The organism is Mesorhizobium intechi, from assembly GCF_002879535.1.
GTDB lineage: Bacteria > Pseudomonadota > Alphaproteobacteria > Rhizobiales > Rhizobiaceae > Mesorhizobium > Mesorhizobium intechi.
The window spans coordinates 73,535-86,887 of the sequence record NZ_PNOT02000107.1; the positions used below are offsets into that span (position 1 = coordinate 73,535).

The following is a 13,353-nucleotide window of genomic DNA, read 5'->3' on the forward strand; positions in this document are numbered from 1 at the left end:
CAACCAGCAGAAACTTAACATGTTTTCTTTGCACGCAGATCTATATGTTTCTGTGTGCCTGTGCGAGCATCTTTTCTGTCGCGCGCAAAGACCACGGGCGGTCCGCCCGAATCAGGCCTTTCAGCGAATCTGATTCGTGGGCGCGGCTACCCGGCGGCCCTGTCGGCGGCTGTCCTGATCGCCTCGATGTTGGCGCGGTAGGCTTCGACGCTGCCGCCCTTGAAGATGGCCGCACCCGCCACCAGCACATCGGCGCCGGCCGCCGTGACCAGGGGGGCTGTCTCGGGCGAGACGCCGCCGTCGATCTCGATGCGGATCGGCCGGTCGCCGATCAGCGCCTTGACCCTTCTCACCTTGTCGACGATCCCCGGGATGAAGGCCTGGCCGCCGAAGCCGGGATTGACGGTCATGATCAGGATCAGGTCGAGCCGGTCGAGTACATATTCGATCATCGTTTCCGGCGTCGCCGGATTGAGCGACACACCGGCCTTCTTGCCGAGGTTCCTGATGGCCTGCAGCGAGCGGTCGAGATGCGGTCCGGCCTCCGCATGCACGGTCATGCCGTCACAGCCGGCCTCGGCGAAGGCGGCGAGGTAGGGATCGGCCGGAGCAATCATCAGATGGCAGTCGAAGAAGGCCTTGGTGCGGTTGCGGATCGCCTTGATGACGGGTGGGCCGAAGGTGATGTTGGGGACGAAATGGCCATCCATGACATCGAGATGAATCCAGTCGGCGCCTGCCGCCGCGACGGCTTCGACCTCGTCTCCGAGCCTCGAAAAGTCCGAAGCCAGCACCGACGGTGCGATCAAGGTCTTTCTGCTCATCCTGCGGCCTTTCCAAGCGTCCTTTTAATCGGGCTCTGAACCGACTGCCTAATGCGCTCCAGGTGACTTGTCGAGGGCGCAGGTACCGGCGCCGCCCGCACCGCATGGCGCGACAGGATTGCCGAGGATAAAAAATAACCCGCCGGATCGCTCCGGCGGGTTTCCGGTCTGGCGTCCAGCAGCTGGTTATTGCTGCTGGAGCTTCAGGATTCTATTCGGGGCCGGATCCTGCTGCTGGTCGACCTGCGGCTGACGCCGTGGCAGCACCTGCTGCAGCAGCAATCCCGGGTTGATCTCCAGCGATGGCTGTCCCCGAATCGGCCGGCAGTTGGGATACCGGCCAATCGTGCCTTCCGGGCAGCGCCGCTTGAGGATCGGCTGGCACTGGCCATTGATCATCTGGGTGCCCGGCGCGCACTCCGTCTGTTGCCTGGGCCTGCGGCATGCGCCGTCGATCACCTCGGTCCCGCGCGGGCAGACACACTCGCCGCGCTTGTTGTGGACCTGGCCGCGTATGTCGCATTGCTCCAGTTGCGGCTGCTTGCGCCGGCATGCGCCGTCGATCACCTCGGTCCCACGCGGGCAGACGCAATCGCCATTGGCATCGTGCACCTGGCCGCGGATAGCGCACTGCTCAGGCTTCGGCCGGACCGGGCGACAGGCCCCGTTGCGCACCTCGGTGCCCTGCGGACAGACGCAATCGCCATCGCCATTGCGGATCTGGCCGGGGATGCGGCACTGCTGAGGCTTCGGCCGGACCGGACGACAGGCCCCGTTGCGCACCTCGGTGCCCTGCGGACAGACGCAGTCGCCATCGCCATTGCGGATCTGGCCGGGGATGCCGCACTCCTGAGGCTTCGGCCGGATCGGACGGCAGGCGCCGTTGCGCACCTCGGTTCCTTGCGGGCAGACACAATCGCCATCGGCATTGTGGATCTGGCCGCGGATGGTGCACTGCTCGGGTCTGTCGCTGCTGACGCACTTGCCGTTCTCCAGCGCCGTGCCGCGCGGGCAGATACAGCGCCCGTCCTCGGTGCGGACCTGGCCTTCGAGCAGCACGCAGCGCTTCGGCGGCGGCGGTGGCGTCGGCAGGATGTTGGTGCCGCCGCCGGTGCACTGGCCGTTGCGGAAGGTGGTGCCTTCAGGGCAGACGCAGCGGCCGGCATCGTTCATGACGAAGCCCGGCGAGCATTCCTTCTTCACCTCATGGGTGATGATGAAGGGATGGCACGCATAGGCCTTGCCGCGATCGCCTTGCACATTGGCCGCATCGCTGGACAGCACGTCGCCGCCCTGCACCCGCGTGTCGGGAGACAGGACACCAACGCAGTTCTGGCCATTGACGTTGCCCTGCAGGTTGGCCAGACGCCCGTCGTCGGGAATGACCACGATGACATGATGCGACTGGCTTTCGCCGGCGCCGAGCGTCAGGTTGGCAATGCAGGACAGAGGCAGGGTTGCCGGTTCGGGCGAGCAGCCGAAGGGCGGGTCGATCGAGGTGATCGCAACGCCGTCGAGCCGGCCGAGACCTTCCACGCCGATCGCATCACCGATGCGGACCGGGCCGGAGAAGGGGCTCGTCCCGTCATTGGTGATGGTGATGTCGAACGAGCAGGGCTGGCCGAGCCGGCATTCGCGGTCGCCGGTCTTTTCGACACGGATGGTCGAAGCGCCGCCGCCCTTGGCGCAGGCCTGGCCGATCGGATAGACGATGTCGTCGCCAGGCGCCGGACCATAGGAGCCGCGCGCGCAGTTCTCGAACTCGCCATTGGCCGAGACGGTGACGTCGAAGTGCCTGCTGGTTCCGGGCGTCATGACGGCGCCGGGAATCTGGCAGGACAGCGTGCCGGCCGGAACCGGTCCGCACGCCCATTCCGCGCCGTCAGGGGTGACGGTCTGGATCTGGACGGGCGCGCCGCCCGACACCAGCGTGGCGGCATCGTTGACTCGCACCGGACCGGTGGGCGCAGCCGTGCCGGCGTTGGAGACGGTGATGCGGCACGAGACGACCGCGGCACCGGCCAGCGAGCCGTTGCAGACCTTGGTGATGCGCAGGCCTGGCTTGCCGCCATTGGGACGACGGATGCGTTCCTTGGCGCACGCCTTGTTGTTGGTGAGGTCGACCTCACCGGGAATGGCCTTCACCGCAGCGCAGTTCTCGACCGTATCCGACTGGTAGCCGGCCGGCATGACCGCCTTGACGAAGAGCGGCGTCGAGGCGCCCGCGGGCAGCGAGATGCCGGCATTGTCGCAGCGGAACTGGCCAGGGCCGTTCGGACCGCACGTCCAGGGCGGGCTCGGCCCGAAGGTCGAGGAGCTCGGCGCGCCGCCGGGATAGTTGTCGATCACGGTCAGCGGCCCGTTATAGGTCGATGTGCCGTTGTTGATGATGTCGATCACGAAGGTGCAGACACCGTCCGGCGTGCAGATTTCGGTACGGGCCCGCTTCTTCAGGATCAGGTCGACCTTCTTCTCCACCGGCGGCTGGCAGTCGCGGTCACGATCGCCACGGCGGCAGATCGGGATCGAGGCGCAGCCACGGTCGTTCGACTGGCTGCCGAACAACGGCTTGCCGCTGGCGGCATAGTCGTAGGTCGCGCAGTTGCGCAGTGCACTGCCTTGCCAGCCCCCGGCCGGCCTGAAGCCGAGCTTGAGGTCGACAAAAGCCCCCGGATTGAGCGTGGTCACCGGGTAGGTGCATGTCATCGGGCTGGTGCCGGGCACGCAGACCCAGGGCGGATTGGGCCCCGAACTCAGCGTCGAGCCGGCCGGCAGCGTCACCTCGTCGAGCACGATCTTGCCGTTGTAAGGCGCGGTGCCGACATTGCTGACCCTGATGGTGAAGTCGCAGCCGCCGGCCATGGTGCAGCGCGGGACGTCGGCGCGTTTCTCGACCTTGAGGTCCGGCTCCTTGTCCTTGGGCGGGCACCGCTGGTCACGCGGGATGACGATGTCGATGGTCTGCGTGCAGCACAGTCCCCAGCCTTCCTTCGGCCCGGCATAAGTCTCGATGCCGGTGACGATGAGGTGGATGACGTCGCCGGGCGACGCGCCGACGATCTTCCAGTTGAGCACGCCGCCGCCCACAGGCACCAGCTGGGTGTCGGGGATGATGGTGATGCCGGGCGTGGTGGTCGACACCTGCACCCACTTGCCGCCCATCTCCGGGCCGACCGGCATGTGGTAGATGAAGGCGCCCCCGCCGGGCACGCAATCGACCGTGCCGCGTTCCACCTTGAAGCATTCCTTTCCGGGAGGCGGCGGTGGCGGGTTGCACTTGGTGACGTCGATCTTGATCGAGGTCTTCACACCGGTCTTGTAGTCGCCATCGTCAGGCTTGCTCGGATCCTGCGACGGGATGATGGTCCCGGTGCCGGCTTCGTTGCTGACCTTGATCAGGCCCTGATTGTCGACGATCGTCGGCGCGGGAAACGCCGCATGGTCGATCTTGGCGGTGATCTGGAACTTGATGACGCGTTCATTGACTGCGCCCGCGCCGTCGAGATCGGCGGCGGAGAGCCGGAAATCGGACACCGTTGCGGTGTCGTTGGGACCCGCCGAATTGCTGATCGTCGCGCCCGGCAAGGGTCCGCCGGAGGAATCGGTGCCGTCGCCGGACACATTGACGTTGACGATGGCAAGGCCGTGCGGAAGCTGGTCCTTGAACTCGATCTTGAGTTTCTTCAGCAAGCCCGCAAGGCCCGGGTCGGCAAAGCCCCGCGGATCACCGCGCAGGCCGAAGCTCAGCGAGTAGACGACATAGTCGCAGCCTCTCTGGGTGCCTTGCTTGGTGAAGAACGGGACCAGCCGCTCCGGCCTCGGATTGACGACGCGCGAATTGTCGAGGTCGAGCCTCAGTTCCGGTGTGATCGGAGCGGCGTCTTCCGCATGGCTTTGTACAGGGGTGAGCATGGCGACCGCGATACCGGCCGCCATCAGCCAGCGCGCGCCGCGCCTGGCGTATGACAGGGGTTTCATGATCGTCTCCATGACGGTTGAGTGGTTTTGCGCGAACGGGGAGAGTGCGAGATTGTTCATCTTCCCCTCCTCAACGTTCGCAGCTGACGGCTGGGGTGCGGAGCGGCAAGGTCATCTTGCAGCAAGGGTAGTAGCCACCCTTGTCCTTGTCGGACTTCCTGTAGAAGCAAAGTCCAACATCCACCCTGTCGCCCGGATAGTGGCCGGTGATGCCGATCGTGTAAGGCGTGCCGGGCGCATGCGACATGGGTGATGTCACCCCGACGCCTGGCGTCCTGGACTGGGCCTTGATCGAATCGCCGCCGAAGCCGGCATGGTCATGGAGATAGAGATCGGCCTCGAGGCCCGAGGGCGTGCAGTAATACTGGACGTCCTCGACATCGAGGCAGGGAGGCAGGTTGCCGGGCGGTGGGAAGTCCGGCGGATAGAAGGGTGGCAGGTAGCCGCCCGGGATTTCTTCATAATAGTCGGCGCGGCCCTCGCAGGGGTGCCAGACGGCGACGTCGCCGACATGGCCTTCCACCTCGGGATCTTCGAAATAGCCGTCGAAATCGACGAACCAGGAACCGAAGGGCGGCACGTTGGCCGGCTTGACCAGGTCCTTGGGCGTGATCTGCACGCCATGCACGGCGAGCGGCCCGCCGGCTGAGAGCTGCTCGGCAAGCGTTGGATTGTCGCGCAGTTTGTCGCCTGTGTTGACCAGCGTCTGCGTGCACACCGACGTGTCGAGATTGCCGTCGGCGTCATAGCCATATTGCAGGTCGAGGCCGCCAGCCGATTGCCGGTTGCCCTGTGGAAAGCCGACCGCATATTCCTGCGGCACTTCCACCCAGAGCGATTCCGTTGCCGGATCGTCCGGATTCTCGTGCCAGTAGCGGATGACCTCGCCTTTGCCGGAATCCGCGAACTGGCTGTAATCATAACGGTTTTCGACCGGGCCTCGCTGGGCGAGATACATGAAGCCGCTGTTGTCGAAGGCAATGTCGGTGACGGCGTAGTCCTTGTCGGCCTTGACCGTCAGTTCCCAGCGCGGGTCGCCGGCAAAGCTGCCGTCGCGGGCGATGCCCACGGACCAGATTTCCGACTTTTCGCCGACCGAATAGTAGAGCCGGCCGCCGTGGTATGAGACGGCCCAGACGCGGCGCTCGTCCTGGGTGTAGCCCCAGGTCTCGGGGTCTTCCGTGTCGAAGGCGGCACCCTGAATGTCCATCACCACGCCATCGTCGGCGACGGGAGCCAGACCATGCGCCGGGCGCCCGGCGACGCCATGATCGAACGTATCGATCGATCTGCCGTTGGCGTCGATGCGATGGATCAGGCCGGTGTCGAGATCCGAGGCGAAGAACTGGCGGTGATTGGGATCGAAGGTGAGATTGCCGATGCCGGGGCCGCTGTTGGTGTCGATGTCGGCGAATTTGGCGACCTGGCCGGTAATGCCGTCGATCTTCCAGATGGTGCCCGGTCCGCCGCCGTTCTGGGTGCCGAACTGGCCTTCCATGAAGGTGGCGCCTGCCGTGCCGCGGCGCTGCCGCTCCGGCCTGCCGTCACTGTCGGCGTCAGGCGTGACGATGCGGATGCCGTGCAGCGAGGTGGCGGCGGCATAGAGGTTGGGAATGCCCGACGGAACGCCGTCGCGCACGCCGTCATCATAGGCGAGGCCGAAAACCTGGCCGATCTGGCCGGCCGTGACCTCGAAAGGTGGCGGCGTGAAGACGAGCTGGCCGGAGGCCGGCCCGCCGAGATGCGAAACGTCGAAAACGCGCAAGGTGGCGCGAGTGGTGTCGATGAAGGTTTCGTCGACCGGATCGACGCCGGGCGGCAGGCCTTCATCGAAGTTCGGAATGATTGTGCCGGAAAACCCGGTGACCGCCATCGACCCTGGGTAGATGATCTGGGTGTCCTGCGCCCGGGCGACGCCGCCAAGCCAAAGGCTGGCGGCCAGGGCAAACGCAAGAAGTCCGCCGGTTGCCTTGATCAGGTGGCGCAAACGGCTGGCGCGAGAAGACACGAACGGGCCGTGATCGCAAGACATGGAACTCCCCCCGAAGTCTGCGGGAGGAGCGTCCGGCTGTGCCGCGCGAACCAGGGCAAGGCGCGGCGGTCCGGCTCGTTCTTCCCTGCTCGAATTGTCTGCTTTCCTCATTGTCACGATACGCCTGCTCTTACGCAGGGTCAACGGAATCAGCAGGAAGCCCAGCGCATCGACCCCGTCCCGAAGGCGGTGGTCGCGCCGAGTTCCTGTTGCTCCCGGAGACCTCAGAGCCTCTGGGTTGGTGGTCATGGGGGGCTTCCTTTCCGGGCCGCACCATGCGGCACCTTGACCTCTGTCGCCGACGGAGGTGGAAAGGTTCACGGAAGCCTTGCGCAGAATGCTTGCGCCCGCTGCCGCCTGTTCTTATATACGCGCCAAGCCGTTCAGCGCCGGAACCCGGAGGCCGAACGGGATTTCTTGTGAACAGGGGCTTTCGTCGGAACGCCTTCATGGGTCCTGAAAGCCTGCTTAGAGGAGAGAATAGAAATGGCAAAAGTTATCGGTATCGATCTCGGCACCACCAATTCCTGCATCGCCATCATGGATGGCAAGGAGCCCAAGGTCATCGAGAATGCGGAAGGCGCGCGCACGACGCCTTCCATCGTCGCCATCTCGGGCGACGGCGAACGTCTGGTCGGCCAGCCGGCCAAGCGCCAGGCGGTCACCAATCCTGAAAACACCATCTTCGCGGTCAAGCGCCTGATCGGCCGCCGCTATGACGATCCGGTGACGGAAAAGGACAAGAAGCTTGTCCCCTACAAGATCGTCAAGGGCGACAATGGCGATGCCTGGGTCGAAGCCGGAGGCAAGAAGCAGTCGCCCTCGCAGATCTCGGCCATGATCCTGCAGAAGATGAAGGAAACGGCGGAAGCCTATCTCGGCGAGAAGGTCGAGAAGGCTGTCATCACCGTTCCGGCCTATTTCAACGACGCCCAGCGCCAGGCCACCAAGGACGCCGGCAAGATCGCCGGCCTCGAAGTGTTGCGCATCATCAACGAGCCGACGGCTGCCGCGCTCGCCTACGGCCTCGACAAGAAGGATGGCAAGACCATTGCCGTCTATGACCTTGGCGGCGGCACGTTCGACATTTCGGTGCTCGAAATCGGCGACGGCGTGTTCGAGGTGAAGTCGACCAATGGCGACACCTTCCTCGGCGGCGAGGATTTCGACATGCGTCTGGTCGAATATCTGGCGGCCGAGTTCAAGAAGGAACAGGGTATCGACCTGAAGAACGACAAGCTCGCCTTGCAGCGGCTCAAGGAGGCGGCTGAAAAGGCCAAGATCGAGCTGTCGTCGACGACGCAGACCGAAATCAACCTGCCCTTCATCACCGCCGACGCGACCGGCCCGAAGCACCTGACGCTGAAGCTGACGCGCGCCAAGTTCGAAAGCCTGGTCGAGGATCTCGTCCAGCGCACCATCGACCCCTGCAAGGCGGCGCTCAAGGATGCCGGCCTGAAAGCCGGCGAGATCGACGAAGTGGTGCTGGTCGGCGGCATGACCCGCATGCCCAAGATCCAGGAGATCGTGAAGCAGTTCTTCGGCAAGGAGCCGCACAAGGGCGTCAACCCGGATGAGGTCGTTGCTCTCGGCGCCGCCATCCAGGCCGGCGTGCTGCAGGGCGACGTGAAGGACGTGCTGTTGCTCGACGTGACGCCGCTGTCGCTCGGCATCGAGACGCTGGGTGGCGTGTTCACCCGGCTGATCGAGCGCAACACGACGATCCCGACCAAGAAGAGCCAGGTGTTCTCGACCGCTGAAGATTCGCAGTCGGCCGTGACCATCCGCGTCTTCCAGGGCGAGCGTGAAATGGCTGCCGACAACAAGGCGCTCGGCCAGTTCGACCTGGTCGGCATTCCGCCGGCGCCGCGCGGCGTGCCGCAGATCGAGGTCACCTTCGACATCGACGCCAACGGCATCGTCAACGTTTCGGCCAAGGACAAGGGCACCGGCAAGGAGCACCAGATCCGCATACAGGCCTCGGGTGGCCTTTCGGACGCCGACATCGAGAAGATGGTGAAGGACGCCGAGGCCAATGCCGAGACCGACAAGAAGCGGCGCGCCGTGGTCGAGGCGCGCAACCAGGCCGAGGCGCTGGTGCATTCGTCCGAGAAGTCGCTGAAGGAATATGGCGACAAGGTCTCGGAAGCCGAGCGCACGGCGATTTCCGATGCCATCGCGGCGCTGAAGACCGCCGCCGAGGGCGACGACGCGGCCGACATCGAGGCCAAGAGCCAGGCGCTCGCCGAAGCGTCGATGAAGCTTGGCCAGGCCATGTACGAGGCCTCGCAGAAGGAAGCGGCGGAAGCCGACGCCAAGGCGGATGCCGCCAAGGACTCCGACGTGGTCGATGCCGATTTCGAGGAAATCGACGAGGACGGCGACAAGAAGAAGTCGGCCTGAGCCGCCTAACGGCAAGATAAAGCGGAAAGCCCGGCGTAAAGCCGGGCTTTTTTGCAACCCTCGCTCAAAAAAGTGCGAGGCCTGCCGAAAAAATCACTGAAAACCACGGACAAGTTCGCGCCGGCCCTAGCATCGGGACAGCACCGCTCCTAAATCGAGACGACGTGCCGGCAACAGACGCAACAATGCATCAAGACGTTGAGCATCCGGACAGCGGGAAAAAATGAAAGCTGATTTCTACGAAACGCTAGGCGTACAAAAGGGCGCCGACGAGAAGGAGCTAAAGAGCGCTTTCCGCAAGCTCGCCATGCAGTTCCATCCTGACCGCAACCCCGGCGATCATTCCTGCGAGCACAAGTTCAAGGAAATCAACGAAGCCTACGAGACGCTGAAGGATCCGCAGAAACGCGCGGCCTATGACCGTTTCGGCCACGCCGCCTTCGAGCAGGGCGGCATGAATGGCGGCGCGCAAGGCTTTGGCGCGGGCGGTTTCGCCGACATCTTCGAGGATATTTTCGGCGACATGATGGGTGGGCGCCAGCGCCGCTCGTCGGGCGGCCGCGAGCGCGGCGCCGACCTGCGCTACAACATGGAAATCTCGCTGGAAGAGGCTTTCGCGGGAAAGACCGCGCAGATCCGCGTTCCGGCCTCGATCTCGTGCACGGAATGCTCCGGCAGCGGCGCCAAGCCCGGCACTCAGCCGGTGACCTGCTCGATGTGCCACGGCCATGGCAAGGTGCGGGCGACGCAAGGCTTCTTCTCGATCGAGCGCACCTGCCCGCAATGCCAGGGCCGCGGCCAGACGATCAAGGATCCGTGCCCGAAATGCGCCGGCCAGGGCCGCGTCACCGAGGAGCGTTCGCTGTCGGTCAACATTCCGGCAGGCATCGAGGACGGCACGCGCATCCGCCTTGCCAATGAGGGCGAGGCCGGCCTGCGCGGCGGGCCTTCAGGCGATCTCTATATCTTCCTGGCGGTGAAGCCGCATGAATTCTTCCAGCGCGACGGCGCCGATCTCTATTGCAAGGTGCCGATCTCGATGACGACGGCCGCCCTTGGCGGCTCGTTCGAGGTGACGACGCTGGACGGCACCCAGACCAAGGTGAAAGTGCCCGAAGGCACACAGAACGGCCGCCAGTTCCGCCTCAAGGGCAAAGGCATGCCGGTGCTGCGCCAGCCCAATGTCGGCGACCTCTACATCCAGACCGCTGTCGAAACGCCGCAGAACCTGTCGCGCCGCCAGCGCGAGTTGCTGGAGGAATTCGAACAGCTGTCCTCGCAGGACAATTCGCCCCAATCGAGCGGGTTTTTCGCCCGCATGAAGGATTTCTTCGAGTCTTTCGGCGAGCGCTGACCGACACGTACGGCGCGCGATGAAACGCGCCGTGTCTTGAGACGCGACGAAATCTATCTTATCCACGACATGCGTCTCGCAACGCCTTGCCTTGCGTCAACCAGGTGTTAAGTAGCGTTGCGGGGAGCCTTGAGGAGAGCTTGCATGACACGTGGTCACGGACTGCGCAGGGCGCTTGCCGAGAAGTTCGACGACGAACTCAAATTCTTCAAGGGCTGGATCGACAAGCCGAAGACGGTCGGGTCGATCGTGCCGACCAGTTCGATCACCGCGCGCAAGATGGCCTCGATCGTCAACCCGAGGTCCGGCCTGCCGGTGCTTGAGGTCGGTCCCGGCACCGGGGTCATCACCCGCGCCATCCTCGCCCAGGGCGTGCGGCCCGAGAACCTCTATGCCGTCGAATACAACACCGATTTCGTGCGCCATCTGCGCCAGCTCTATCCCGGCGTCAACGTCATCGAGGGCGACGCCTTCAACCTCAACGCCACGCTTGGCGAGAAGAGCGGGATGATCTTCGATTCCGTGGTGTCCGGCGTGCCGCTGCTCAACTTCCCGGTCGCCCAGCGCATCGCCTATATAGAGAGCCTGCTCGACCGCATCCCGGCGGGCCGTCCGATCGTGCAGCTGACCTACGGCCCGATGTCGCCGATCCCGGCCGGCCGCGGCGACTATACGGTCAAGCACTTCGATTTCATCTTCCGCAACATCCCGCCGACGCAGCTGTGGATTTACCGCCGCGACGCGCACTAGTTCCTTACACTGCGCCATTCGCGGTGCCTGGCGCTGGCTGCATTGCTTGGCGATTGCCTGAAACATCAATAACTTAGTCCTCCGCGGGCGGAGCGGCGCGACGCGGCGCGGACCGGAGGATCCATGCCGGTGGGCAGAAGCGCCGACGGTGCGGAATTCCGCTCCGCCGCATTCCGTGGCAAGGTCACCGATTGGATCCGGGGTCTCCGCGACGGAACTTCGCACCTGCCCCGCCCAGGTATGACCAGGCGGGAGACTTCAGCAAATGCCGAACGTTTTGTGGCTCCGGCGCGTTGATTTGGATGGCCTCTGGCTGTACCTGTCCGGGAACAAGGGTGGCCAATGGCAGTGATCCCGAAAATCCTCGTCTTCGCCGGCTCGGTGCGCAGTGGCGCCTATAGCGGCAGGACCGCCGATGTGGCGCAGAAGCAACTCGCGGTGCAAGGCGCCGAGGTGACCCGCATTTCGCTCGCCGATTATCCCCTGCCGATCCTCGACGAGGATCTGGAGAAGGAAAAGGGTGTTCCGGAAAACGCCGTCAAACTCGGCCGTCTGATATCGGCCCATGACGGACTGCTGATCGCCACGCCCGAATACAACGGCTCGATCCCGCCACTGCTCAAGAACGCGATCGACTGGGTGAGCCGGGTGCGCCGCGACGGCGGCCGATCGGTCAGGCCGCTTGCCGGCAAGGTCGCCGGGCTGTGCTCGTCCTCCAACGGCCATTTTGCCGGCATACGCTGCATCAACCATCTGCGCGCCGTGCTGGTACGCTGCCGGATGGAGGTGGTGACACCGGAATGCTCGGTGCCGGACGGCGGCGACGCCTTCGACGAAGGCGGCAATTTCCGTGACCAAAGACTGTACCAATCGATGGAGCATTTATGCCGCACGCTGATCGAAACCTCGCGCATGCTGTCGACCCGGATCGAGACGTGACCGCCGCGACCATGCAGGGCAGATCCATCCGGGCCCAGTCCATCCAGGAAAGACTGATCGTCGGCCTCGACGTGCCGACCGTGCGGGAGGCCGAGCAGGCGGTGCGCGACCTCGACGGCGTCGTCTCCTTCTACAAGATCGGCTATCAGCTTGCCTTCGCCGGCGGGCTCGACTTCGCCAGGGAACTGGCCAGCGGCGGGACAAAGATCTTCCTCGACATGAAGCTGCTCGACATCGACCACACGGTGGCAAAGGGAGTGGAGAACATCGTCAAGATGGGCATGACCATGCTGACCATCCACGCCTATCCCAAGGCGATGCGTGCGGCGGTGGACGCGGCCAGCGGCAGCGACCTTTGCCTGCTCGCCGTCAGCGTGCTGACCTCGATGGACGAGCAGGACATGATCGATGTCGGCTACGAATACGACCCGCACACGCTGGTGCTGAGGCGCTCGGAGCAGGCGCTGCATGCCGGCATGGGCGGCATCGTCTGCTCGGCCGCGGAAGCCGAAGCGGTGCGCCGCATCGTTGGGCCCGACATGGCGGTGGTGACGCCCGGCATCCGGCCGGCCGGCAGCGATCATGGCGACCAGAAACGCGTGGTGACGCCGGCGCAAGCGATCCGCAACGGCGCCAGCCACCTCGTCGTCGCCCGCCCGATCGTCGCGGCAAACGACCGCCGCGCGGCAGCGCAGGCGATCCTCGACGAAATGCGCTCTGCATAGATAAGGGAGAGAAGAATGCCGAAGGGATACTGGATCGCCCGCGTCGACGTGCGCGATAGCGAAGGCTACAAGGAGTATATCGCCGCTTCGAAGCTCGCCTTCGACCGTTTTGGCGCGAAATTCCTGGCGCGCGGCGGAGCCCATGAGCTGGCCGAGGGCCCCGGCCGCGCTCGCAACGTGGTCATCGAATTCGAATCGCTGGCGATCGCGCATGACTGCTACCACTCGCCGGAATATCAGCGCGCGGTCGCCATCCGCCAGAAGGTCGCCGACGGCGAGATCGTGCTGGTCGAAGGGGCCTGAAGCGGCTCGACAAGGGTCGTTTTGGTGTGACGCAACCCCCAAGGG

General features: G+C 64.6%; 9 protein-coding genes. 6 read left to right on the forward strand and 3 right to left on the reverse strand.

All coding sequences use genetic code 11. From position 1 onward, the window contains the following. Positions 1–146: 146 nt before the first annotated feature. From rpe to C1D09_RS09695, 3 genes are all read right to left on the reverse strand, one after another. Entirely contained in the window at positions 147–824 is a 678-nt protein-coding gene (gene rpe / locus C1D09_RS09685) for a ribulose-phosphate 3-epimerase (protein ID WP_143974050.1), read from the reverse strand. 186 nt (positions 825–1,010) lie between these two features. Beyond that, the gene (locus C1D09_RS09690; RefSeq protein ID WP_143974051.1) at positions 1,011–4,862 is read right to left on the reverse strand and encodes a DUF7929 domain-containing protein; all 3,852 of its coding nucleotides are present in this window, start codon (positions 4,860–4,862) and stop codon (positions 1,011–1,013) included. A 10-nt stretch (positions 4,863–4,872) separates the two neighbouring features. Then, positions 4,873–6,834 (reverse strand): NHL repeat-containing protein, encoded by a 1,962-nt coding sequence (locus tag C1D09_RS09695; RefSeq protein WP_143974052.1) that lies wholly within the window; start codon positions 6,832–6,834, stop codon positions 4,873–4,875. Positions 6,835–7,320: 486 nt separating this feature from the next. Between C1D09_RS09695 and dnaK the strand changes: the two genes are divergently transcribed. The 6 genes from dnaK to C1D09_RS09725 all read left to right on the forward strand — a co-directional run bounded on the left by dnaK (position 7,321) and on the right by C1D09_RS09725 (position 13,308). Continuing rightward, positions 7,321–9,237, forward strand: coding sequence for a molecular chaperone DnaK (gene dnaK, locus C1D09_RS09700; protein ID WP_143974053.1), 1,917 nt, complete (start codon positions 7,321–7,323; stop codon positions 9,235–9,237). A gap of 223 nt (positions 9,238–9,460) precedes the next feature. Next, positions 9,461–10,591, forward strand: coding sequence for a molecular chaperone DnaJ (dnaJ, locus tag C1D09_RS09705; protein WP_010912681.1), 1,131 nt, complete (start codon positions 9,461–9,463; stop codon positions 10,589–10,591). A 144-nt stretch (positions 10,592–10,735) separates the two neighbouring features. Then, positions 10,736–11,341 (forward strand): phospholipid N-methyltransferase PmtA, encoded by a 606-nt coding sequence (gene pmtA, locus C1D09_RS09710; protein WP_143974054.1) that lies wholly within the window; start codon positions 10,736–10,738, stop codon positions 11,339–11,341. Between the two features lie 342 nt (positions 11,342–11,683). Next, positions 11,684–12,280: an NADPH-dependent FMN reductase gene (locus tag C1D09_RS09715; RefSeq protein ID WP_143974055.1), complete on the forward strand. Its 597-nt coding sequence runs from the start codon at positions 11,684–11,686 to the stop codon at positions 12,278–12,280. A gap of 11 nt (positions 12,281–12,291) precedes the next feature. After that, complete coding sequence (gene pyrF, locus C1D09_RS09720) at positions 12,292–13,005, forward strand: orotidine-5'-phosphate decarboxylase (RefSeq protein ID WP_167514555.1); 714 nt, start codon at positions 12,292–12,294, stop codon at positions 13,003–13,005. Between the two features lie 15 nt (positions 13,006–13,020). After that, complete coding sequence (locus C1D09_RS09725) at positions 13,021–13,308, forward strand: DUF1330 domain-containing protein (RefSeq protein WP_143974056.1); 288 nt, start codon at positions 13,021–13,023, stop codon at positions 13,306–13,308. Positions 13,309–13,353: the final 45 nt, after the last annotated feature.